Origin of the sequence: Pseudomonas putida, assembly GCF_028682475.1 — a bacterium.
GTDB classification, from domain to species: Bacteria; Pseudomonadota; Gammaproteobacteria; order Pseudomonadales; family Pseudomonadaceae; genus Aquipseudomonas; species Aquipseudomonas putida_AG.
The window spans coordinates 26,874-50,267 of the sequence record NZ_JANHLE010000026.1 but is presented as its reverse complement, the minus strand read 5'-3'; the positions used below and the strand labels follow the sequence as shown (position 1 = coordinate 50,267).

Sequence of the window (23,394 nt, the reverse complement as noted above, 5' to 3'; positions counted from 1 at the left end):
CCTCACAGGCTGTATACTGGGCTTCTGTCCAAGCTTGTGAGGTGCATGCATGCCATCCGTTATTTCCACCGACGTACTGATCGTCGGCGCAGGGGTCGCAGGCCTCTGGCTCAATGCCCGTCTGCGCCGCCTGGGTTACTCGACAGTCGTGGTGGAACGCGCCAGCCTCGGTGGCGAGCAGACCCTCAAATCCCAGGGGATCATTCATGGCGGCGCCAAGTATGCCCTGCATGGCGCGCTGACCGGCGCCTCCGAAGCCATTGCCGACATGCCGCGGCGCTGGAGCGAGGCCCTCGCTGGCAATGGCGAACTGGACCTTTGCGGCGTGCGCCTGCTGTCCGACGCCCATTACCTGTGGTCCCCCGGCACAATCGCCGGCAACCTGACCAGCTTCTTCGCCAGCAAGGCGGTGCGTGGCCGTGTCGATCAGGTCAAGGGGGAGCAACTGCCACCTGCGCTGCAGGATCGTGCCTTCAAGGGTAAGGTCTATCGCCTGGCCGAACTGGTCATTGACGTGCCAAGCCTGCTGAACAAGCTCGCCGAACTGGCCGGTGACAGCCTGCTGGCAGGCGAGCAGATCGAACCCCTGCACGCCGACGGCGAACTGGCCGGGCTGCGCGTCGACGGCCGCGAGATCCGTGCCCAGCGCATCGTCCTCAGCGCCGGGGCCGGCAACGCCGCGCTGCTGCAAACCCTCGGCATGAACCAGCCGGCCATGCAGCGTCGCCCGCTGCACATGGTCATGGCCAAGGGCGCCAGCCTCAAACCCCTGTATGCCCATTGCCTGGGCGGCGGCCCCAAGCCGCGCATCACCGTCACCAGCCACCCGGCCGCCGACGGTCAATGGGTCTGGTACATGGGTGGCGACCTGGCCGAGGCCGACGGCGTTGCCCGCGAACCTGAAGCCCAGATCGCCGCGGCGAAGAAGGAAGTCAGCAACCTGCTGCCCTGGATCGACCTGAGCCAGGTGCGCTGGGCTACCGTGCGCATCGATCGTGCCGAGCCTGCGCAATCCGGCCTGGTGCGCCCGGACAACGCCTTCCTCGCCGAGCAGCAGCGTCTGCTGGTCGGTTGGCCGACCAAACTGGCCCTGGCCCCGGATTTCAGTGACCGGGTCCTGGCCAGCCTTGAGCGTGACGGAATCAAGCCGGGGGCTCACACCGCCCTTCCCGATCTGCCACGGCCACCGATGGCCCTGCCGGTCTGGGAGCAACTGCTGCCATGAGCCTGCCGACGCTCCACGATCTGCACCGTCCCTTGGGCAGTACCGGCCTGCACGTCTCTCCTCTGGGCCTGGGTACGGTCAAGCTGGGCCGCGACCAGGGGGTCAAATACCCCAACGGCTTCACCATCCCCGATGACGATCAGGCCCGCCTGCTGCTGGCCCAGGCCCGCGAACTGGGTATCAACCTGATCGACACCGCCCCGGCCTATGGCCGCAGCGAAGAGCGTCTAGGCCCGCTGTTGAGAGGCCAGCGCGATCACTGGGTGATTGTCAGCAAGGTCGGTGAAGAGTTCGACAACGGCCAGTCGCGCTTCGACTTCAGCGCCGCGCACACGCGCTTCTCCATCGAACGCAGCCTCAAGCGCCTGGAAACCGAGCACATCGACCTGGTGCTGGTGCACTCCGATGGCAATGACCTGCAGATTCTCGAACATGAAGAGGTCTATCAGACCCTCGAAGCCTTGAAGCAGGAAGGCAAGATCGGCGGCTTCGGCTTGTCCGGCAAAACCGTGGCCGGTGGTTTGAAGGCACTTGAGCGCGGCGATTGCGCCATGGTCACCTACAATCTGAACGAACAGGCAGAACGCCCGGTGCTCGACTATGCCGCCGAGCATGGCAAAGCCATCCTGGTGAAAAAGGCCCTGGCCAGCGGCCATGTGTGCCTGAGCCCGGGGGAAGACCCGGTGCGTGCCAGTTTCGAGTTGCTGTTTGGCCACCCGGGTGTGAGCAGTGCCATTGTCGGCACCATCAACCCGGTACACCTGGCCCACAACGTGGCAACTGTTGCCGCCGTATTGAATCGCTGACGCCCACGCCGCCGTCGCGGCCGACCCCAACGCAAGAAGGAGCCGACATGCCGCGAACGCTGATCCGCAAGAACCCGAGCAACTTCAAAACCCTGCCCCTGCACGTTGAAGCCAGCCCCGAAGGGCTGTGCTACCAGAGCATCGGCATGCCGCTGAATTTCGCCCAGACCCAGCAACGGCGCAAACAGATCCACCTGGCCGACAGCCAGCGCTTCGCCGTAGAACTGGCCAATCTGGGCGTCTCGGTGCGCCTGACGCTGCACTGGCAGAACCGCGACTACTGGGTGCTGGTCCGCCAGCGCCGTCAGGACCGCGGGGATGTGGTACTGAAACTGATTTCCGGCTATGTACCGGCCCAGGAACTCAACCTGCCGCTGCACACCGCCATTCAGGAAGTCGCTGAAGAATGCCTGCTGGAAACGCCGGAAGGCTGGCTTGGCGGGCGCTTCAACGAGACCTGGCTGCCGGCGCCCTATGCCGATGCCCTGCACTACCGTGAAGCGCTGCCTTTTGTCCTGACACCGCAATCCGGCGCGGCACGGCCGGTGCGCTGCGCCAACCTGCAGCTACTGGAGCGGCCACGGGCTTACGTGCACCTGCCGACCGCCTCATTGCAGCTGATCTATGACCTGCGCCTGCAGGTCCCGCGCGAAGCCAAATCCTTGAGCCTGTTTCATGTCGATGAACGACTTGAAGGCAACCAGCTGGTGGCCCGCCTCAACCGCACCCGCCCCGACCTGTACCTGATGCCCCTGGAAGACGGTCACCCTCGCGCCGAGCTGTACACGTTGAAAAAGGACCGCCTGGTACCGGCGAGCACTCGCGGTCTTTATCTGGCAGAAAGCTTTGCCCGCCAGGAAGGCTGGCTGGTCAGGGATGAGCGGATTCGCTGGAGGGATTGGGTGAATCAGCAGGGACTGGCGGCGCCGAAAGCGGATACCGGCTTGCAGCGGCTGACGGGCAAGGCACGGGAGTTGTTGCAGATGGCGCGCGAAGGCTTGCGTAAGTAGCTGACACAGTACAATCGCGGGGCAAGCCCGCTCCCACAGGGGTTTACATCAAGCCTGTGGGAGCGGGCTTGCCCCGCGATGCTTGCATCAGTTCTTGCGAATTTTCTCGACGATAGCCGTGGTCGAACTGTTCTCAACCAACCCCAGCACCTTCACCGTGCCGCCATACGCCTTGACGATATCGGCACCGACCACCTGCTCGATACCGTAGTCCCCGCCCTTGACCAGCACATCCGGCTTGACCTGGCTGAGCAGGTTTTCCGGTGTGCCTTCAGGGAAGCTGATGACCCAGTCCACTGCACCCAGGCCCGCGAGCACTGCCATGCGTCGATCAACGCTGTTGATCGGACGGCCCGGACCTTTCAGCCGGCTCACAGACGCATCGTCGTTGACCGCAACGATCAGGCGATCACCCTGGCCCCGCGCTTGCTCCAGGTAAGTCACGTGACCGGCATGAAGGATATCGAAGCAACCGTTGGTGAAAACAATCTTCTCGTTATGGGCACGGGCATCATCGATGGCCAGCAGCAACTGATCGAGACTCACCACACCGCGCTCGGAACCTTCTTCGCGCTGGATCGCGCGGCGCAGTTCCGGGGCGCTGATAGCTGCCGTACCGAGCTTGCCGACCACGATGCTGGCGGCCAGGTTGGCCAGACCCACGGCATGGGGCAGCTCTTCGCCTGCGGCGATGGCGGCGGCCAGGGTCGAAATCACCGTATCACCGGCACCGGTGACGTCGAAGACTTCACGGGCACGGGCCGGCAAGTGCAGGGCCGGATGATCGGGGCGCAGCAAGGTCATGCCATGCTCACCACGGGTCACCAGCAAGGCGCCCAGCTCCAGCTCGTTCATCAGCTTCGCGCCCTTGGCCACCAGCTCCGCTTCATCGGCGCAACGACCAACGATGGTCTCGAACTCGCTGAGGTTCGGGGTAATCAGACTGGCACCGCGGTAGATCGAAAAGTCCTTGCCCTTGGGATCGGCCAGCACCGGAATGCCTTTGGCCCGTGCCGCCTGGATCAGGCTCTGATGGTTCTTCAGCGCGCCTTTGCCGTAGTCCGACAACACCAGTACCTTGACCCCGTCGAGCAGGGTGTCGACTTCAGCCCCCAACGACAGCGGATCGGTGGCGAAGGGTTCTTCGAAATCGATGCGCAGCAGTTGCTGGTGGCGGCTCATGACCCGCAGCTTGACGATGGTCGGCTGGTGCGCGATACGCTGGAAAATCGAGCGCACGCCTGCAGCCTGCAGGCTGTTGGACAGGCTCTCGGCAGCTTCGTCCTGGCCGGTAACCCCGATCAGCGATGCCGGTGCACCCAGGGCGGCGATGTTCAAGGCCACGTTGGCCGCACCACCAGGACGGTCCTCGATCTGCTCGACCTTGACCACCGGTACCGGGGCTTCAGGCGAAATCCGTGAGGTACCACCATGCCAGTAGCGGTCGAGCATGACATCGCCCACCACCAGTACCGGGGCTTGATCGAAACGCGGCATGGACAACTTCATGGGTAACCCATATATACAAAATTAACAGGGGCAGGATATTAGCACAGGCTAGACGAAGGCTTGATTACCGCCTTACCGACAAGCTGTTGCAGGAAAGCGGCCGGAGCCCAGGACAGGCTCCGGCGTCAGGTTCAGGTGATATCGGCCTTGGCCGGCTCGTCCAGACCCATGGCATGCAGCCGGGCATAGTAGCCATTGGCAGCCAGCAGCTCGGCATGCGTGCCGCGCTCGACCAGCTTGCCCTGATCCATGACCAGGATCATGTCGGCCTTTTCAATGGTCGACAGACGGTGAGCGATCACCAGCGTGGTACGGCCCTTCATGACATGATCAAGCGCTGCCTGGATATGCCGTTCGGACTCGGTGTCCAGCGCCGAGGTCGCCTCGTCGAGGATCAGCAGCGGCGCGTTCTTGAGCAGGGCCCGGGCAATTGCCAGACGCTGGCGCTGACCACCGGAAAGCAGCACACCGTTCTCACCGACCTGGGTGTCGAAGCCCTTGGGCAGTTGATCGACAAACTCCTTGGCATAGGCATCGGCGGCAGCCGCTTCGATATCGGCACGCGGCGCCCCCGCCAGGTCACCGTAGGCAATGTTGTTGGCCACGGTATCGTTGAACAGGGTGACATGCTGGGTCACTTGCGCCACGTGGCGGCGCAGGTTACGCAAACGGTAGTCCTCGATCTCCACGCCATCGAGGAGGATCTGCCCCTCAGTGTGGTGATAGAACCGCGGAATCAGTGAGGCCAGGGTCGACTTGCCGCTGCCCGAGCGCCCTACCAGTGCAATCATCTGCCCCGGTTCAGCGGTGAAGGAGATATCAGACAACACCTGACGCTCGGTACCTGGGTAGGTGAAGTTCAGGTTGCGCACCACGAGGCGCCCCTCGACCCGGTCCAGCTCCACAGTTCCAGTATCGACTTCCGGCGCTTCATCCAGCTGTTCGAAGATGCTTTCGGCACCGGCCAGACCTTTCTGGATGGTCGAGCTGACTTCCGACAGCTGGCGGATTGGCTTGGGCAGCAAGCCTGCAGCGGTGATGTAAGCCACCAGGTCGCCGGCGGTGGCTTCGCCCCGCAGGAACAGCACCAGGAACATCAGCGCAGCCATGGCGGAATAGATCACCAACTGCAGCATCGGGGTGTACACGGCCCCGGTCTTGGTCATGCGCAGCTGCTTGTCGGTGTTGCTCTGGCTGGCATTGGCGAAACGCTGCTGCTCGTAGCTTTCACCGCCGAAGCTGCGCACCACGCGGTAACCCTGGATGGTTTCCGAGGCCACGTGGGTGACATCGCCCATTGCCACCTGGATCTTTTTGCTCTGCTTGCGGAATTTCTTGCTGGCGCTACCGACCATTACCGCGATGACTGGCAGGATTGCCAGCATGACCAGGGTCAGTTTCCAGTTCATCCACAGCAGATAAACGAACAGGAACACCACCGTCAGGCCTTCACGAATCACCACCTTGATGGCATCGGTGGCCGCACCGGTCACCATGGTTACGTTGAAGGTGATGCGCGAAATCAGGTGACCCGAGTTGTGGGTGTCAAAGTAGCGGTTGGGCAGCACCAGCAACTTGTTGAACAACTCGACCCGCAGGTCATGCACCAGCCCGAGGGAAACCTTGGCCAGGAAGTAGTTACCCAGGAACGACCCCAGGCCCTGCCAGGCGGCGATCAGCACGATCAGCAACGGCACTGCCTGCAGCAGTTGCAAGTCCTGCAGGTAAGGGACATTGGGGAACAACACGGCCTGCGGGTTGCTCAGACCATCGACGAAGTACTTGAGAATCCCGGCCAGCATTGGCTGAGTGGAGGCAAAGATGATGAAACCGAGAATACTCAGCGTGAAAATACCGATGTACGGTTTCACATAGCTCAGTAGCCGGAAATAGATTTTCAGGCTGGAGCTGCTCTGTTGCTCCGCCTTTAGCGGTGTTTCGGCCATTGTCGAGCTCGCTGTTCAGATTGAACCGGAAATTTTATCACAGCCCGGTCGATGGGCATGCACCCAGACCCACACCAGAGCAAACCTGCACGAATCCAGGCCCTGCACCCTGTGTACATCCAGCGCATCCTCATCTTCAACAACACCGGCATGGTACATCTACAAATTTTTCGGCATTATTGCCGGTCCTTTTGCTCGCCCGTTGGCAAGGCCACTATCCATGCAATGTTCCCGGCTACACCAGGTCGACCTCAACCAACTCATCCTTGGCGCCCAGGTGCTGGAGGCTGATAGTTACGGCGCCAAAGTGTACCTGCTTAATGACGGCAACATCCTTAAACTCTTCAGGCGTAAACGATTAATTTCATCTGCCTTGCTGCGGCCTTATTCCCAGCGCTTTATCGACAACGCGATCAAGCTGGAGAAAAAGGGCATTCCGACGCTGAAGGTCTTGAAGTTCTACAAGCTGGATGCCCCCGGAATGACCGCGGTGCTGTATCACCCGCTGCCGGGAGAAACCCTTAGCCAGTTGTCCCGCAAGGCGGGTTTCAGCTGGCAAGAGCGCCTGCCGGAGCTTGTGGCGCTGGTGCGCAAGCTGCACAAGTCGGGCATTTACTTTCGCTCCCTGCACCTTGGCAACATTGTCGTGACACCAGAACAGGAGATGGGCCTGATCGATGTGGCCGATATGCGCTTCATGGGGGCGCCACTGTCCAACCGCATGGTCCGGCGCAACGTGCAGCATTTCGCCCGTTACATCGCCCGCGAGCGCCTCGAGGGTCAATTCCCTCTCGCCGAACTGGAACGCGCCTTGCTGAACTGAACACCTGGGGTATCGAGGCGCAGGGTGCGCCGCCTGCCCACAGGATGTTGACGATGTTCAAGGGGGATCACCCCCTTGTTTCGCACCGATTCATGGGCATACAGCCCGGATCAATGGGCAAAAAACCCCACGCCCACGCCCAGCACCACGCCAACCACCAGTACCACCATCAATTTGACGCGATCACGCTTGCGGCGCCGTGCTTTACGCCGCCGCTCGCCGGGCAGGCTTACATGCGCACCGAAGCCGGTATGCAGCACAGCGTCCCCCTCAAGGGTCACCGCGGTGAGATTCAAATCGGCGTAGCGCTTTGACAGCGCCTTCTCACCAGAATAGCCGGCAAATGGCGCGCAACGCTGATAGTCGCTGAGCCGGCGCAAGCCTGGGTTCAACGAAAAACTCTGCCACTCAGGCTTGTCCGAGAGCAGCGGGTAACACGGCACACCGGCAATGACCTGACGCTCACCCAGATGGATGTAAGGGCTGTGCACTTTCAAGTCATGGGCATAGCTGCGCAGCCAGACCTGCAGCAAATGCGGGCTGACCTCAAGAATGCTCTTCGAGTCCTCGATGAAACCTGGACGATAGAACTCCCAGTCATCCTCGCAATGAAAGATGTAAGGGGTTTTTACGTGACTGTAGGCCAGGTCGATAGACGGCAGCTGCCCCAGCTTAGGCCGATTGACGAACACCTTGCAGTGCGGTTTCCAATGTTCCGGTACCGCTTGATGGACAGCCTCATCGCCCGAATCCTCGGTGATGAACACTTCGCGAATCGGTGCAGTATTGAAACGATCGAAACTCTCGAGTGTAAGCTTGAGCAGGTCGAAACGCCCGCAACTGGTAACCACCAGGGTTACATCACTGTCATCACTGAATCGCACCGGATTCCCTCCCCATCTTCTGTATTCGGTTGTTCGAGACCACGCCCCGTGTACGGGACAGCCGGCTCATATGCCCAGTCTCAAACGCAAGCGCTGCCAACCGGTCAGGGCTGGACGGGAACGCAGAGGTGGCTGCATTTTTTCTACGATGCTTCGGCCCACTTGAGCGAAGCTGAACTGCGACACAGCAAGGTCACGACCATTGCTGCCAATGCGCTCGACCAATGCCGGGTCGGCGCGTAATACTTTGAGCTTGTCCTGCAGCTGGGCGATGCTGTTGTACAAAACCACGTTGTGCATGTCTTCAAGACCCAGGGCGCGATTCTCCGCCTCCCCTTGATCAAAAGCCAGCAGCACGCAACCACAGGCCATCGCCTCGAAATTCTTGATCATGTATTCGCCCATGCCGACATCGGCACTGACGAAGAAACGAATGCGGTTGAGCGTGTCACAGTACTCTTCACCGGACTTGGTCCGGGTGACCAGCAGGTTTTCAACCTGGGCGAGCTCATCGAGCAACGCCTTGCGCCCGCTGTAGGCGACGCTGTTGGTACTGCCGACAAAGGCCAGCTCGATATCCCGCTCACGCCCCTGGTCGGCCAGCAACTGCTGGTCGTAGCCCTTGGGCACGAACTCGGCGTCGAAGCCCTCCTGGCGCAAGCGCTCACTGACCATGTAGCCGGAGCTGATCACCCGCGCCCAAGGCAACTGACGGTAGTGGGCGCTGAACTTGCCGGTGTACTTGCACGGGATGTAGTTCTGATAGGCGTCGTGCTCGAGGATGACCAGGTTGGGCACCGTACGAATGAAACCGACCTGACGGATCTCTTGCTTGAAACGCAGAAAAAACACAATCCGATCGTACTTTTCGACGTCGACTTCACGACGGAAATAGCTGCGCAGGTTGCGCTGATCGGCACTGCTGAGCCAGCGCAGATCGCATTCGCAATGGGCGGCGACACCGTCATAGAGACGGTCGAGGATTGCCCGTTGTTCTTTCTGCACCAGAAATAGAACTTTCATTGTCTTCCTTGCGGTCTTTATTCAGCCGCTAACAGTCATGGGCCAGGATCAGAGATCACGGCGCCAGAACAATTCATGTCGGCGCACGGCCTTGCGGAAAAATTCGTTCTCGCCATAAGGCGAAGCGCGCCGCCCTGCCAGCCAGCGCTGAAGCAGACGGCGAAGGCGACGCTTGAACGGCACCGGCGGCTGCAGGTCATGCATCATGCCCAGCGCCATGGCCTTGTCGCGCTGAGCCGCCAGATCCAGGGGCAGGCTGTAGGGTGCCCAGATCTGCCCGCCGTCCAGTTGCGGTGGCAACGCCACCCCGGCACCACTGTCGCCCATGGGCCAGCGGTCGTTGTCATGCAGGTGGTTGGCATACCCCAGTACGGTCTCCGGCTGCCACTCAAGCCCCTGCAGGGCCTCAAGCACAGCAGCCTGGGCGCAGATGTGATCGGGATGCGGATCGAGGGTCGGATGCGGCATCACCAGCACCTGCGGGCGGGCCTTGAGCAATAACGCGCGCAAGTCGGCCAACAGGTTGTTCCAGGTCGGCGCACCGTCCTGGTCACCCGGCAAGGTCATCGTGTTGAAGCGCCGGAACAGGCGGGTATCGTCAAGCTCCGCCTCACGCGAGGCAATAACTTGATCCGGCGCCACCTGCATGGCTGGCAGCTGCAGGCAGAAATAGCCCAACTGCACACAGTTCGACTCGGGCACACCTGCCCAGCGTGGCACGGCAATACTGTCCCAGGCGCGCAGACGGCCCTTCAAGCGGGCGGACTCAGCCTTGGCCATGCCCATTTGCTGGTAGTGCTCAGCCTCGATCTCGCCAGCGGTCAGGGTCACGACCCAGGCCTCTTGCGCCTGACTGTAGAGGCCGAATGCCGCCAACTCGGCATCATCGGCATGCGGGGCAATGACCATGACGCGTTTCTGGCGCAGATCGGTGCCCGCAACCACCCACAACTGCCCCTCGCCCGCCAGACGGCAATAGCGCCCACGCAGGCGCAACTGCCCGGCAGCCAGCGACGGGCCAAGCCCGGTCAGGTTCAGGTAGCGCAGGCCCGCGACACCGCGTTCGAAGGCCTGGCAATCGTCATCATTCAACAGCACGGCCGGGTCGAGGAAACGCCCCAGCCAGGTACTTTTCAGGCGCAGTGCCAGGACCAGGGTTTCATCACCGGCAAGCTGCAAAGGCGCCTGAAGCCGCACAACACCGTCGACCAGTTCGACCGGATGCGCCAGGCAATCCTGCGGGAACTGATACTGGTAATCTTCGGCTGGCGAATAGAACAGGTGATCGGCAAACCAGGCTTCATGGGCGACCCACAGCAGTGGCAGCAGCACCAGCGGCAACCACCACTGGACGAAAACACCCAGACCCAGCAAAACCGCCAGGCCAACCAGCAACCCCAGCCGCTTGTTGCGCCGGTGCCGCTTGAGCAACTGCTGCTTGCGGCTCACACCTGAAACACCGGAACGGGGTTGCACCAGCGATCCTTGTACTCGCGATCAGCGCGGCCAAAGGAGAAACGCAGCGGCTTGTTGCGCGCCCGGGCATCTTCCCAGGCGGCCTGGGTATTGAGGAAACTCAATACGCTGCCAGGACTGAAGGCCTTGGTTTGCGGGTCCACGCCGCCATTGATGTACTCGACGCTGATCCACTCGGGGGCTTCGACCCGGTAGACCAACTGAATGGCGATGGGCGCATCATCGAGAAACAGCACCGAACCGATCAGCAACTCACGCAGACGCTCGATGACCTCAGCCATGCGCTCGGCGCCCGTAGCCGGGAATTCCCAGCGGCGCTGAAACAGATCGCAGTAGATCGCTGCCAGTTCACTGCTGGAAAACTCAGAAACCGCACGCACCTGGCCGCCCGCCTCTTCCAGCAGACGCAACTCGCGGCGCTGGTTGTAGCGAAACTTCTTCGACAGCTCTTCAGGCGTGCGCGCCATCGCCAGCGCTTCAGTTTGCAGCTTGAGGTTGGCGAAACGCCCCTGGTTGAGCTCCGACAGGTAACGTCCGGCATGACGCAGCGGCGCCTGGGCATCGGCAGCCGCCGGCAGGATCAGCTCGGCATTGCCCAGGTCATACAGCCCCTTCTTGCCCTGACGCTTGAGCACGTCCTTGGACAACGCCAGGTAACGACCCCAGGTCGGAATCGCGGCCTTGAGCTCGCCGTTTTGCTCCCAGCCCAGGTAGCGCACCGGAATCTGCGCCAGCTCGGCCAGTTGTTCGACCACCAGCGGGTGAGTGGCGACGCTACCACCAAAGTGCTGCCAGGCTTGGGCGTAGGCAGGTGCATCGATCACCCGCCAGCCGCGCTCGCGCCAGCCTTGAATATGATTGAGCATCAAACCTCCGCCGTCAGCGCGCGCACAGCTGGCAACTGCCAGAAGGTATCGCGCACAGCGCTATCGGAAAAACGCTCTCGCAGACGCGCAAGCATGCGCTCGGCGCACTCCTGACGCTGACCTTCATCCAGCACGGCCAGATGTTGCAGGCCTTGAGCCAGGCGCTCGACATCGGCCAGCGGGAACAGGATGCCGACACCTTCGACCACTTCCAGGGCACCGCCGCAAGCGGTGGCGAGGACCGGCACTCCGGCAACCATGGCTTCGAGCAGGACCATGCCGAACGGCTCGTGATCGGAGCTCAGGGCAAAGGCATCGAACGCCTTGAAGTAGCGCCGCGCATTGGACACCTGGCCGAGAAAGTCGACCTGAGCGGCGATACCCAACTCGGCGGCCAGCGCCTTGAGCGACTGCTCCAGGCGCCCCTCACCCAGAATCGCCAGGCGAGCACCCGTCGGCAGATTCGGCAGCGCCAGGGCAAAGCCACGCAGCAAAGTGGCCTGGTCCTTGTCCGGATGCAGGCGCCCGACATTACCGACAATCCAGGCCTGCGGGTCCAGCCCCAGCGCCTGGCGGGCATCGGCTGCAGGCACCAGCGCCACCTGCAGCGCCTCGATATCGATACGGTTGTAGAGGGTCTGGATGCGCTCAGCCGGCCACTTGGGCAAGCATTTGCGCATGTCGTCGCGCACCGCATCGGAGACGCCGAGCAAACTCAGGCGCTGGCGGAACAGGTTGGCAAACAGCCGACGGCTGCCGCGCTGGTAGTCACCAAAAGCATGGTGCACACCAATCACCGGCAGACGACTGCCGAGCAAGGCGATATAGATCGGCTTGAAGCGATGAGCAATACAGAAGCTGAAATTGCGCGTTGCGACGATCCGCCGCAACGCGCGGATCGCCCCAAGCTTCAGGCCACGGATGGCCTTGGAGCTGAACTCCAAGAAGATCACTTCGTCGGAGGCGCAGCCGGCTGCCACCTGCGGGTCGGCAGCGCCGGTCAGGAACACCGTGGTGACCTGGTAGCCGCTGCCGCTGAACAGGCTGGCGTACTGCCGCGCACAGTCCAGGAACGGACCGTCATAGCCGTGGCAGAACTGCAGGACGCGTTTTTCAGCCCTGGACGTCATAACTGTTCGCGCCGTCCTTGACTACCAGAATGTCTTCCATGATCAGGTACTGCAGATCCGAGCCGAAGAACATGTTCAGGGCGTCGGTCGGCGAGCAGATCATCGGTTCGCCACGACGGTTGAGCGAGGTGTTGAGCGACACGCCGTTACCGGTCAGGTCTTCCAGCGCCTTCATCATGTCGTAGTAGCGCGGGTTGTACTCGCGCTTGAGCACCTGGGCCCGCGAAGTGCCGTCTTCGTGGACGACTTCCGGCACGCGGGTCTTCCACTCTTCAGCCACTTCAAAGGTAAAGGTCATGAACGGCGCCGGGTGATCGATCTTGATCATCTGCGGGGCGACGGTGTCGAGCATTGACGGGCAGAAAGGCCTCCAGCGCTCGCGGAACTTGATCTGGTGGTTGATGCGGTCGGCAACGCCGGCCACGCTCGGGCAACCGATGATCGAACGACCGCCCAGCGCGCGCGGACCGAACTCCATGCGGCCTTGGAACCAGGCCACCGGATTGCCGTCGACCATGATCTTGGCGATCTGCTCCGGCATGTTCTCGAGCTTGCGCCATTTCGGCTGGCTCGGGTGACGGGCGCAGGCGGCAATCACGTCTTCGTTGGAGTACGCAGGGCCGAGGTAAACGTGTTCCATCTTCTCGACCGGCACGCCGCGGGCATGCGAAACGTACGCTGCCGCACCGACTGCGGTACCGGCATCGCCGGAAGCCGGCTGGACGAACAGCTCCTTGACGTCGGGACGGGCAATGATCTTCTGGTTGAGCTTGACGTTCAGCGCGCAACCACCCGCGTAGGCCAGCTTGCCGGTTTCCTTGAGGATGTCGCCCAGGTAGTGGTCGATCATCTGCAGGGCGATTTTCTCGAACAGCGCCTGCATGCTGGCGGCGTAGTGGATGTACGGCTCGTCGGCGATGTCGCCTTCGCGCTTGGGACCCAGCCACTCGATCAGCTTCGGCGAGAAGTAGAAGCCCTTGCCCTTCTCTTTGTAGCGGCGCAGGCCGATAACGTTTGCGTAGTCGGTGTTGATCACCAGCTCGCCGTTCTCGAAGCTGGCCAGACGCGAGAAGTCATATTTGCTGGCATCGCCATACGGCGCCATGCCCATGACCTTGAACTCGCCGTCGAGCATCTCGAAGCCGAGGAATTCGGTGATCGCACCATACAGGCCGCCCAACGAATCCGGGTCGAAGAATTCCTTGATCTTGTGGATCTTGCCGTTTTCGCCATAACCGAAGAAGGTCGTGGCGTACTCGCCCTTGCCGTCGATGCCGAGGATCGCGGTTTTTTCCTTGAAACCCGAGCAGTGGTAGGCGCTGGAAGCGTGGGCCAGGTGGTGCTCGACGGGCTCGATCTTGACCTTTTTCGGGTCGAAGCCCAGCTGTTCCAGGCACCAGACGATTTTCTTGCGATAGCGCTTGTAGCGGCGGTTGCCCATCAGGATCGCATCAAGCGCGCGGTCCGGGGCGTACCAGTAGCGCTTGGCATAGTGCCAGCGGGCCTCGCCGAACAGGCTGATCGGGGCGAACGGAATGGCCACCACGTCAACGTCGGAAGGCTTGATGCCGGCCTGCTCCAGGCAGAACTTCGCCGATTCGTAGGGCATGCGGTTCTTTGCATGTTTGTCGCGCACGAAGCGCTCTTCTTCAGCGGCGGCAATCAGCTTGCCGTCGATGTACAGGGCCGCGGAAGGATCATGGCTAAGGGCGCCGGACAGGCCAAGAATCGTCAATGCCAAGGGTCTAGCCTCTTCAATCTGTAAAAATGCGCCCTGGCCCCGTGGGGCGAGCGGCAACGAAAGAGCGGGATTATAACGCAAACTGTAGGAGCGGGCTTGCCCCGCGATTGCGAGCTGTCAGTCACATCGCATCGCGGGGCAAGCCCGCTACCACACCAACACCTATTCGGCGATCAGCCAGTCCATGCGCCAACTGCCCTGCGTCTGCGCCAACACCTGCGACAACCACGGCAGCAGCTCACGCAGCTCCTCCTCAAGCCCCCACGGCGGGTTGGCAATGGCCAGGCCAGAACCATTGAGACCCTGCGGGCTGTCCTGGGGATGCACATACAGCTCGACCCGCAGCAGCTTCGGCGCACCGGTGCTGGTCAGGTCCTGATAGAAGCGCACCAGCTGGCGCTGATCCTTGATCGGGTACCAGATCGCCGCAACGGTCTGACGCATGCGGCTGATGGCCTCTTTCAATGCCACGGTGCAGCGCTTGAGCTCATCGGCCTGCTCGAACGGCGGGTCGATCAGCATCACTGCGCGCTTTTCCTGCACCGGCAGCAGCGCCCGCGGCACATGCCAGCCTTCACCCAGGTGCACGGCGACGCGTGGGTCCTTTTTCATGTTGTCCTTGAGCATGCGCCCGTCTTCGGGGTGCTTCTCGTTGAGCAACACACGATCCTGCTGACGCGCCAGGCGCCGGGCAAGCTCAGGCGACCCCGGGTAGTAGCGCAGCTCGCCGTCGGGGTTCATCTTGCGCAGGATACGCAGATAGTCAGCGGTGACTTCCGGCAGGTCATCACGCCCCCAAAGCCGACCGACACCTTCGATCCACTCGCCGGTACGCGTCGCCTGATCGCCCTGCAGGTCGTACAGACCGAGGCCGGCGTGGGTGTCGAGGTAAGCGAACGGCTGTTCTTTGCGCGACATCAGCGCAATAAGGCGGGTCAACACGAGGTGTTTGAAGACGTCGGCGTGGTTGCCGGCGTGAAAGGCGTGACGATAGTTCATGGCAACTCCTGCAAGACTGCGCAGTTTACCCTGTCACGCCGAACTGTGGGAGCGGGCTTGGCGCCACACAAACGACAACGGCCCGGACTCTTGCGAGGCCGGGCCGTTGTCAGGCGAAACTCAGCAGTCGATCAATGACCGACTTTGAACGCCTGGTCTGCAGCTTCGAAACGCGAAACCATCGCGGCCGACGGGCTGCCCGCCTTACTGACGAAGTAGATAGCCAGGGCACCGAAGAGGAAGCCCGGAATGATTTCGTACAGGCCCCAGATGGAGAAGTGCTTCCACACCACGACGGTGATCGCACCTACCAGGATGCCAGCCAGCGCACCGTTACGGGTCATGCCTTTCCACAGTACCGAGATCAGCACAACCGGACCGAAGGCAGCACCGAAGCCTGCCCAGGCGTAGCTGACCAGACCCAGAACACGGTTCTCGGGGTTGGACGCGATCAAGATGGCAACCACGGCCACCAGCAGCACCATGGCACGGCCGACCCAGACCAGCTCCACCTGCGAAGCACCTTTGCGCAGGAAGGTCTTGTAGAAGTCTTCGGTCAGGGCACTGGAGCACACCAGCAGCTGGCAGCTCAGGGTACTCATGACGGCAGCCAGAATGGCCGACAGCAGGACACCGGCAATCCATGGATTGAAGAGGATCTTGGCCAGCTCGATGAACACACGCTCGTGGTTCTCGGTCACAGGACCTGCCACTTCAGGGTGCGCCGAGAAGTAGGCGATACCGAAGAAGCCAACGGCACAGGTGCCGACCAGGCAGAGGATCATCCAGGTCATGGAGATGCGACGGGCCTTGGCGATCGACTTGACCGAATCGGCAGCCATGAAACGCGCCAGGATGTGTGGCTGGCCGAAGTAGCCCAGACCCCAACCCATCAGCGAGATGATGCCGATGAAAGTGGTGCCCTTGAGCATGTCGAAGTTGCCCGCATCCTGCAGCTCGATGGCGGCAAACGTGGTATCGAAGCCGCCAGTGGCGATCAGCACGATCACCGGGGTCAGGATCAGGGCGAAGATCATCAGCGTGGCCTGGACGGTATCGGTCCAGCTCACCGCCAGGAAACCACCAACGAAGGTGTAGGCAATGGTCGCAGCCGCACCGGCCCACAGCGCAGTCTCATAGGACATGCCGAAGGTGCTTTCGAACAGGCGGGCACCGGCGACGATGCCGGAGGCGCAGTAAATAGTGAAGAACACCAGGATCACTACCGCGGAGATGATCCGCAGCAGACCGCTGTTGTCTTCGAAGCGGCTGGAGAAGTAGTCCGGCAGGGTCAAGGCATCGCCGTTGTGCTCGGTCTGCACGCGCAGACGACCGGCAACGAACAGCCAGTTCAGGTAGGCACCGACGATCAGACCGATGGCGATCCAGCTTTCCGACAGACCCGACATATAGATGGCGCCCGGCAGGCCCATCAACAGCCAGCCGCTCATGTCCGAGGCGCCAGCCGAAAGCGCGGTCACGACGCTGCCGAGGCTGCGGCCACCGAGGATGTAGTCGGACAGGTTGTTGGTGGAGCGATAGGCCATGAAGCCGATCAACACCATTGCCGCGATGTAGATCACGAACGTGATCAAGGTTGGATTGCTTACACTCATTGTTGCGCCCTGGCGTTTGTTTTTATGTAGCGACAGCCTCAGAGGAGGTTGCACCCAGGCCGCGAATGCTATGCAACAACGCAAAGAAGGTGCAACCTGTTTTTGCATTCAAGTTGCACCTCGTCGGATTTTTTGCGTAACAGAAGCTTTTTGCTCCTTTTCGGAGCAAGAACCTACGCCTACAGAAGAAAATGCACCATAAACCGCCATTTTTGCCGTGAGGTTTTACCCACCGGACGAGTTGCACTTTTTTCCTACATTTTTTGGGTTGCACTAGGTTGCACCCAAAATCGCGCACAGCTAATCTTGGCGCCAGCTTAAGCCACAGCCTGTGGCAATAATGAGGATAAGAAATGGCGACGACCACCCTTGGGGTCAAACTTGACGACCCGACCCGTGAGCGACTCAAAGCAGCTGCGCAGTCCATCGACCGCACACCGCACTGGTTGATCAAACAGGCAATCTTCAATTACCTGGAAAAGCTCGAGGGTGGCGCCACCCTGACCGAACTCAACGGTCAGTCGATCATCAATGGCGATGAAGCCGGTGAAGTCCTGGGCGACCACAGCCACCAGTGCTTCCTCGAATTCGCCGAAAGCATCCTGCCGCAATCGGTACTGCGTTCGGCTATCACTGCCGCCTATCGCCGTCCTGAGCCGGAAGTGGTGCCGATGCTGCTGGAGCAGGCGCGCCTGCCCGCCGCCATGGCCGAAGCTACCAACAAGCTGGCCGCCGGCATCGCCGAAAAACTGCGCAACCAGAAGAGCGCTGGCGGCCGTGCCGGCATCGTTCAGGGCCTGCTGCAGGAATTCTCCCTGTCGTCGCAGGAAGGCGTGGCGCTGATGTGCCTGGCCGAAGCCCTGCTGCGCATTCCCGACAAAGGCACCCGTGACGCCCTGATCCGCGACAAGATCAGCACCGGCAACTGGCAGCCGCACCTGGGCAACAGCCCGTCGCTGTTCGTCAACGCCGCGACCTGGGGCCTGCTGCTGACCGGCAAACTGGTCTCGACCCACAACGAATCCGGCCTGACCTCCTCGCTCAGCCGCATCATCGGCAAGAGCGGCGAGCCGATGATCCGCAAGGGCGTCGACATGGCCATGCGCCTGATGGGCGAGCAGTTCGTCACCGGCGAAACCATCGCCGAAGCCCTGGCCAACGCCAGCAAGTTCGAAGCCAAGGGCTTCCGCTACTCCTACGACATGCTCGGCGAAGCCGCACTGACCGAGCACGACGCACAGAAATACCTGGCCTCCTACGAGCAGGCGATCCACTCGATCGGTAAAGCTTCGCACGGTCGCGGCATCTACGAAGGTCCGGGCATCTCGATCAAGCTCTCGGCCCTGCACCCGCGTTACAGCCGTGCCCAGTACGAACGCGTGATGGACGAGTTGTACCCGCGCCTGCTGTCGCTGACCCTGCTGGCCAAGCAGTACGACATCGGCCTGAACATCGACGCCGAGGAAGCCGACCGCCTGGAGCTGTCGCTGGACCTGCTCGAGCGCCTGTGCTTCGAACCGCAGCTGACCGGCTGGAACGGTATCGGCTTCGTCATCCAGGCCTACCAGAAGCGCTGCCCGTACGTGATCGACTACGTCATCGACCTCGCCCGCCGCAGCCGTCATCGCCTGATGATCCGTCTGGTGAAGGGTGCCTACTGGGACAGCGAGATCAAGCGCGCCCAGGTCGAAGGCCTGGAAGGCTACCCGGTCTACACCCGCAAGGTGTACACCGACGTGTCCTACATCGCTTGCGCACGCAAACTGCTGTCGGTACCGGAAGTCATCTACCCGCAGTTCGCCACGCACAACGCCCACACCCTGTCGGCCATCTACCATATCGCCGGTCAGAACTATTACCCTGGCCAGTACGAGTTCCAGTGCCTGCACGGCATGGGTGAGCCGCTGTACGAACAGGTTGTCGGCAAGGTTGCCGATGGCAAGCTGAACCGTCCGTGCCGCGTGTATGCACCGGTCGGCACCCATGAAACCCTGCTGGCCTACCTGGTTCGCCGCCTGCTGGAAAACGGCGCCAACACCTCGTTCGTCAACCGTATTGCCGACCAGTCGATTTCGATCCAGGAACTGGTTGCCGACCCGGTCGCCACCATCGAGCAGATGGCCACCCAGGAAGGCAACTTCGGCCTGCCGCATCCGCGTATTCCATTGCCGCGTGACCTGTACGGCGCCGAGCGGGCCAACTCCGCCGGTATCGACATGGCCAACGAACATCGCCTGGCGTCGCTGTCCTGCGCCCTGCTGGCCACTGCCCACAACGACTGGAAAGCCGCACCGATGCTTGGCTGCGCCTCCAGCAATGAAGCTGCTGCGCCAGTGCTGAACCCGTCCGATCACCGTGACGTGGTCGGTCATGTCCAGGAAGCCACCGTTGCCGACGTCGACAACGCCATCCAGTGCGCCCTCAACGCCGCGCCGATCTGGCAGGCCACGCCACCCGCCGAACGTGCGGCGATCCTCGAACGCGCCGCCGACCTGATGGAAGCCGAGATCCAGCCGCTGATGGGCCTGCTCGCCCGTGAAGCCGGCAAGACCTTCGCCAACGCCATCGCTGAAGTCCGTGAAGCAGTCGACTTCCTGCGCTACTACGCGGTGCAGGCCCGTAACGACTTCAGCAACGATGCCCACCGCCCGCTGGGCCCGGTGGTCTGCATCAGCCCGTGGAACTTCCCGCTGGCGATCTTCAGCGGCCAGGTCGCTGCGGCCCTGGCTGCCGGCAACCCGGTACTCGCCAAGCCTGCCGAACAAACTCCGCTGGTTGCCGCCCAGGCTGTGCGCCTGCTGCTCGAAGCCGGTATCCCTGAAGGCGTGGTACAGCTGCTGCCAGGCCGCGGTGAGACCGTCGGCGCCCGTCTGGTCGGTGACGATCGGGTCAAAGGCGTGATGTTCACCGGTTCCACCGAAGTCGCCCGCCTGCTGCAACGCAACATCGCCGGCCGCCTGGATGCCCAGGGCCGTCCGATCCCGCTGATCGCCGAAACCGGTGGCCAGAACGCGATGATCGTCGACTCCTCGGCACTCACCGAACAAGTGGTCATCGACGTCGTCTCCTCGGCTTTCGACAGCGCCGGCCAGCGCTGCTCGGCACTGCGCGTGCTGTGCCTGCAGGAAGATTCGGCCGACCGCGTGATCGAGATGCTCAAGGGCGCCATGGCCGAAAGCCGCCTGGGTAACCCGGAGCGCCTGAACGTGGATATTGGCCCGGTGATCGACGCCGAAGCCAAGGCCGGTATCGAGAAACACATCCAGGGCATGCGCGACAAAGGTCGCTCGGTGTACCAGGTTGCCATCGCTAACGGCGAAGAGATCAAGCGCGGCACCTTTGTCATGCCAACCCTGATCGAGCTGGAAAGCTTCGACGAGCTGCAACGCGAGATCTTCGGTCCGGTGCTGCACGTGGTGCGCTACAACCGCAAGAACCTCGACCAGCTGATCGAGCAGATCAACGCTTCCGGTTACGGCCTGACCCTGGGTGTTCACACCCGGATCGACGAAACCATCGCCAAGGTCATCGACACCGTCAATGCCGGTAACGTCTACGTCAACCGCAACATCGTCGGTGCCGTGGTCGGTGTCCAGCCGTTCGGTGGTGAAGGCCTGTCCGGCACCGGTCCGAAAGCGGGTGGCCCGCTGTACTTGTACCGCCTGCTGTCGACCCGTCCGGCCGATGCCATCGAGCAATCGTTCCAGCGTACCGACGCCGGCAACGCCCCGGACACCCGCCTGCGCGACGAGCTGAGCAAGCCTTTGCAAGCGCTCAAGACCTGGGCTGCAAGCAACCAGCTGAACGAACTGGGCAGCCTCTGCGAGCAGTTCGCCAAGCAGTCGCAAAGCGGTATCAGCCGCCTGCTGGCCGGCCCGACCGGCGAGCGCAACAGCTACACCATCCTGCCGCGCGAGCACGTACTGTGCCTGGCCGAGGTCGAGGCTGACCTGCTGACCCAACTGGCTGCGGTACTTGCCGTGGGCAGCTCGGCGGTATGGCCGGAAGGCGAACTGACCAAGACCCTGCGCAACCGTCTGCCGAAAGACGTCCAGGCCCGCATCAAGCTGGTGGGCGACTGGACCAAGGACGAGGTGGTGTTCGACGCCGTCCTGCACCACGGCCACTCCGACCAGCTGCGCGCGGTCTGCGAGCAAGTGGCCAAGCGTGCCGGTGCCATCGTCGGCGTCCATGGCCTGTCGTCGGGTGAAACCTCGATTGCCCTGGAGCGCCTGGTGATTGAGCGTGCACTGAGCGTCAACACTGCTGCTGCGGGTGGTAATGCGAGCTTGATGACTATCGGCTGATAGCTATCACTCAATCGCGGGGCAAGCCCGCTCCCACCGGTTTGTGATAAGCCGGTGGGAGCGGGCTTGCCCCGCGATGCTTTCAGGGCGTGGTTTCTTCCGAAGCTGGTTCTACCCTCCTATCACCCACATCTATTTCACTGTGCAGTGCCTGCCCCCCTGCCTAGACTCGGCGCATCCCCAGACAGGAATGCCGTCATGTCCGAGACCCTGCTCAGCGCCCGCAACCTGGCCTTCGAACTCTACGAAGTGCTCGACGCCGAGGCCCTCACTCAACGCCCACGCTTTGCCGAGCACACACGCGAAACCTTCGACGCTGCGCTGAACACGGCGCGGACCATCGCCGAGAAGTATTTCGCACCGCACAACCGCAAGGGCGACGAGCACGAGCCGCGTTACGAGAATGGCGAAGCGCTGCTGATCCCCGAGGTGAAGCCCGCGGTCGATGCCTTCCTGGAGGCCGGTTTCCTCAACGCCACCCGCGACTTCGAAGCCGGCGGCATGCAGTTGCCGACCCTGCTTTCGCAAGCCTGTTTTGCGCACTTCCAGGCGGCCAACGCGGGTACCACCGCCTACCCGTTCCTGACCATGGGCGCCGCCAACCTGATCGAGAGCTTTGGCAGCGATGAGCAGAAACGCCTGTTCCTGCAACCGATGATCGAAGGCCGCTTCTTCGGCACCATGGCCCTGACCGAACCTCACGCAGGCTCATCCCTGGCCGATATCCGCACCCGCGCAGAGCCCGCCGGTGATGGCAGTTACCGGCTGCGCGGCAACAAGATCTTCATCTCTGGCGGCGACCACCCGTTGGCGGAAAACATCGTGCACATGGTTCTGGCCAAGCTGCCGGACGCACCACCCGGGGTGAAGGGTATTTCGCTGTTCATCGTGCCCAAGTTCCTGGTCAATGCCGATGGCAGCCTGGGCCCGCGCAACGACGTACTGCTCGCCGGGCTGTTCCACAAGATGGGCTGGCGCGGCACCACCTCGACGGCGTTGAATTTCGGTGACAACGGAGCGTGCGTCGGCTACCTGGTCGGTAAGCCGCATCAGGGCCTGGCCTGCATGTTCCAGATGATGAACGAGGCGCGCATCGGTGTCGGCATGGGCGCGGTGATGCTCGGCTATGCCGGTTACCTGTACTCGCTTGAGTACGCGCGCCAGCGTCCGCAAGGGCGCCTGCCGGACAACAAGGACCCGGCCACCGCTGCCGTGCCGATCATCGGCCATAGCGATGTAAAGCGCATGCTGCTGACCCAGAAATCCTATGTCGAGGGCGCTTTTGACCTGGGCCTGTACGCGGCGCGGCTGTTCGACGAAACCCAAAGCGGCGAAACCGAGGGGCAGCGCCAGCAGGCGCACGAACTGCTCGACCTGCTGACCCCGATCGTCAAATCCTGGCCCTCGGAGTTCTGCCTCAAGGCCAACGAACTGGCGATCCAGATTCTCGGCGGCCACGGCTACACCCGCGAATACCCGGTCGAGCAGTACTACCGCGACAACCGCCTGAACCCGATCCACGAAGGCACCCACGGCATCCAATCGCTCGACCTGCTCGGCCGCAAGCTGGCGCAGAACGGTGGCGCCGGGCTCAAGCAACTGGTGCGCCTGATTGCCGGAACCTGCGAGCAGGCGCGCGCATTTTCCAGCCTGGATCACCTGCGCACGCCGCTTGAACAATTGCAGGTCCGCCTGCAGAGCGTGACGCTGGGGCTGCTCGGCGACCTGGCCCAGGGTCAGGTCAACCTTGCTCTGGCCAACTCGGCGCTGTACCTCAAGGCTTTCGGTCACTGTGTGATCGGCTGGCGCTGGCTGCAACAGGCGATCCATGCCGAACAGGGGCTGACCCGCGGCAACCCGGCCGACCACGACTTCTACCAGGGCAAATTGCAGGCCGCGCGTTATTTCCTGACCTGGGAAGTGCCGGGCTGCCATAATGAGCTGGCATTGCTCGAGGCCCGTGACGACACCTGCCTGAGCATGCGCGACGAGTGGTTCTGAGGGGGAACCACCGTACACACGGAGGTTCTTGC

General features: G+C 62.1%; 16 protein-coding genes. 6 read left to right on the top strand and 10 right to left on the bottom strand.

Annotated elements, in window-relative coordinates; translation table 11 throughout:
* Window positions 1-49 precede the first annotated feature (49 nt).
* Genes NPS47_RS19795 through NPS47_RS19785 form a run of 3 tightly spaced genes read left to right on the top strand, consistent with a single transcriptional unit; the run spans window position 50 to window position 3,041 of the window.
* On the top strand, window positions 50-1,225 hold the full coding sequence (locus NPS47_RS19795) for an NAD(P)/FAD-dependent oxidoreductase (RefSeq protein ID WP_274296472.1): 1,176 nt from the start codon (window positions 50-52) through the stop codon (window positions 1,223-1,225).
* The gene (locus NPS47_RS19790) at window positions 1,222-2,031 is read left to right on the top strand and encodes an aldo/keto reductase (RefSeq protein WP_274296471.1); all 810 of its coding nucleotides are present in this window, start codon (window positions 1,222-1,224) and stop codon (window positions 2,029-2,031) included. The genes NPS47_RS19795 and NPS47_RS19790 overlap by 4 nt, the downstream gene beginning before the upstream one ends.
* Window positions 2,032-2,078: 47 nt before the next feature.
* Window positions 2,079-3,041: a metal ABC transporter ATPase gene (locus NPS47_RS19785; protein WP_274296470.1), complete on the top strand. Its 963-nt coding sequence runs from the start codon at window positions 2,079-2,081 to the stop codon at window positions 3,039-3,041.
* 87 nt (window positions 3,042-3,128) lie between these two features.
* Here the strand turns inward: NPS47_RS19785 and hldE are convergent, their stop codons facing one another.
* Together hldE and msbA are read right to left on the bottom strand one after the other, a co-directional pair.
* The gene (gene hldE, locus NPS47_RS19780) at window positions 3,129-4,550 is read right to left on the bottom strand and encodes a bifunctional D-glycero-beta-D-manno-heptose-7-phosphate kinase/D-glycero-beta-D-manno-heptose 1-phosphate adenylyltransferase HldE (protein ID WP_274296469.1); all 1,422 of its coding nucleotides are present in this window, start codon (window positions 4,548-4,550) and stop codon (window positions 3,129-3,131) included.
* A 131-nt stretch (window positions 4,551-4,681) separates the two neighbouring features.
* Window positions 4,682-6,496, bottom strand: coding sequence for a lipid A export permease/ATP-binding protein MsbA (msbA, locus tag NPS47_RS19775; protein WP_274296468.1), 1,815 nt, complete (start codon window positions 6,494-6,496; stop codon window positions 4,682-4,684).
* A gap of 220 nt (window positions 6,497-6,716) precedes the next feature.
* Between msbA and NPS47_RS19770 the strand changes: the two genes are divergently transcribed.
* On the top strand, window positions 6,717-7,319 hold the full coding sequence (locus NPS47_RS19770; protein ID WP_274296467.1) for a toluene tolerance protein: 603 nt from the start codon (window positions 6,717-6,719) through the stop codon (window positions 7,317-7,319).
* Window positions 7,320-7,429: 110 nt separating this feature from the next.
* Here the strand turns inward: NPS47_RS19770 and NPS47_RS19765 are convergent, their stop codons facing one another.
* From NPS47_RS19765 to putP, 8 genes are all read right to left on the bottom strand, one after another.
* Window positions 7,430-8,203, bottom strand: coding sequence for a glycosyltransferase family 2 protein (locus NPS47_RS19765; RefSeq protein ID WP_274296466.1), 774 nt, complete (start codon window positions 8,201-8,203; stop codon window positions 7,430-7,432).
* Window positions 8,204-8,269: 66 nt separating this feature from the next.
* Window positions 8,270-9,226: a glycosyltransferase family protein gene (locus NPS47_RS19760; RefSeq protein WP_274296465.1), complete on the bottom strand. Its 957-nt coding sequence runs from the start codon at window positions 9,224-9,226 to the stop codon at window positions 8,270-8,272.
* Window positions 9,227-9,274: 48 nt separating this feature from the next.
* The gene (locus tag NPS47_RS19755; RefSeq protein ID WP_274296491.1) at window positions 9,275-10,675 is read right to left on the bottom strand and encodes a PIG-L deacetylase family protein; all 1,401 of its coding nucleotides are present in this window, start codon (window positions 10,673-10,675) and stop codon (window positions 9,275-9,277) included.
* Window positions 10,672-11,568: an antimicrobial resistance protein Mig-14 gene (locus NPS47_RS19750; protein ID WP_274296464.1), complete on the bottom strand. Its 897-nt coding sequence runs from the start codon at window positions 11,566-11,568 to the stop codon at window positions 10,672-10,674. Before NPS47_RS19750 ends, NPS47_RS19755 begins: the two co-directional genes overlap by 4 nt.
* Window positions 11,568-12,698, bottom strand: coding sequence for a glycosyltransferase (locus NPS47_RS19745; protein ID WP_274296463.1), 1,131 nt, complete (start codon window positions 12,696-12,698; stop codon window positions 11,568-11,570). The genes NPS47_RS19750 and NPS47_RS19745 overlap by 1 nt, the downstream gene beginning before the upstream one ends.
* Entirely contained in the window at window positions 12,682-14,439 is a 1,758-nt protein-coding gene (locus NPS47_RS19740) for a carbamoyltransferase family protein (protein ID WP_274296462.1), read from the bottom strand. The genes NPS47_RS19745 and NPS47_RS19740 overlap by 17 nt, the downstream gene beginning before the upstream one ends.
* A gap of 162 nt (window positions 14,440-14,601) precedes the next feature.
* Window positions 14,602-15,438: a 23S rRNA (adenine(2030)-N(6))-methyltransferase RlmJ gene (locus NPS47_RS19735; protein WP_038615287.1), complete on the bottom strand. Its 837-nt coding sequence runs from the start codon at window positions 15,436-15,438 to the stop codon at window positions 14,602-14,604.
* A gap of 131 nt (window positions 15,439-15,569) precedes the next feature.
* On the bottom strand, window positions 15,570-17,054 hold the full coding sequence (gene putP, locus NPS47_RS19730) for a sodium/proline symporter PutP (RefSeq protein WP_274296461.1): 1,485 nt from the start codon (window positions 17,052-17,054) through the stop codon (window positions 15,570-15,572).
* A 353-nt stretch (window positions 17,055-17,407) separates the two neighbouring features.
* Between putP and putA the strand changes: the two genes are divergently transcribed.
* Window positions 17,408-21,361, top strand: coding sequence for a trifunctional transcriptional regulator/proline dehydrogenase/L-glutamate gamma-semialdehyde dehydrogenase (putA, locus tag NPS47_RS19725; RefSeq protein ID WP_274296460.1), 3,954 nt, complete (start codon window positions 17,408-17,410; stop codon window positions 21,359-21,361).
* A 198-nt stretch (window positions 21,362-21,559) separates the two neighbouring features.
* On the top strand, window positions 21,560-23,362 hold the full coding sequence (locus NPS47_RS19720; protein WP_274296459.1) for an acyl-CoA dehydrogenase: 1,803 nt from the start codon (window positions 21,560-21,562) through the stop codon (window positions 23,360-23,362).
* Window positions 23,363-23,394: the final 32 nt, after the last annotated feature.

Excerpts from the sequence above, each read along its gene's own strand:
- NPS47_RS19795 (WP_274296472.1), top strand. The coding sequence starts at position 50 with ATGCCATCCGTTATTTCCACCGACGTACTGATCGTCGGCGCAGGGGTC.
- NPS47_RS19790 (WP_274296471.1), top strand. The coding sequence starts at position 1,222 with ATGAGCCTGCCGACGCTCCACGATCTGCACCGTCCCTTGGGCAGTACC.
- NPS47_RS19785 (WP_274296470.1), top strand. The coding sequence starts at position 2,079 with ATGCCGCGAACGCTGATCCGCAAGAACCCGAGCAACTTCAAAACCCTG.
- hldE (WP_274296469.1), bottom strand. The coding sequence starts at position 4,550 with ATGAAGTTGTCCATGCCGCGTTTCGATCAAGCCCCGGTACTGGTGGTG.
- msbA (WP_274296468.1), bottom strand. The coding sequence starts at position 6,496 with ATGGCCGAAACACCGCTAAAGGCGGAGCAACAGAGCAGCTCCAGCCTG.
- NPS47_RS19770 (WP_274296467.1), top strand. The coding sequence starts at position 6,717 with ATGCAATGTTCCCGGCTACACCAGGTCGACCTCAACCAACTCATCCTT.
- NPS47_RS19760 (WP_274296465.1), bottom strand. The coding sequence starts at position 9,226 with ATGAAAGTTCTATTTCTGGTGCAGAAAGAACAACGGGCAATCCTCGAC.
- NPS47_RS19750 (WP_274296464.1), bottom strand. The coding sequence starts at position 11,568 with ATGCTCAATCATATTCAAGGCTGGCGCGAGCGCGGCTGGCGGGTGATC.
- NPS47_RS19745 (WP_274296463.1), bottom strand. The coding sequence starts at position 12,698 with ATGACGTCCAGGGCTGAAAAACGCGTCCTGCAGTTCTGCCACGGCTAT.
- NPS47_RS19735 (WP_038615287.1), bottom strand. The coding sequence starts at position 15,438 with ATGAACTATCGTCACGCCTTTCACGCCGGCAACCACGCCGACGTCTTC.
- putP (WP_274296461.1), bottom strand. The coding sequence starts at position 17,054 with ATGAGTGTAAGCAATCCAACCTTGATCACGTTCGTGATCTACATCGCG.
- putA (WP_274296460.1), top strand. The coding sequence starts at position 17,408 with ATGGCGACGACCACCCTTGGGGTCAAACTTGACGACCCGACCCGTGAG.
- NPS47_RS19720 (WP_274296459.1), top strand. The coding sequence starts at position 21,560 with ATGTCCGAGACCCTGCTCAGCGCCCGCAACCTGGCCTTCGAACTCTAC.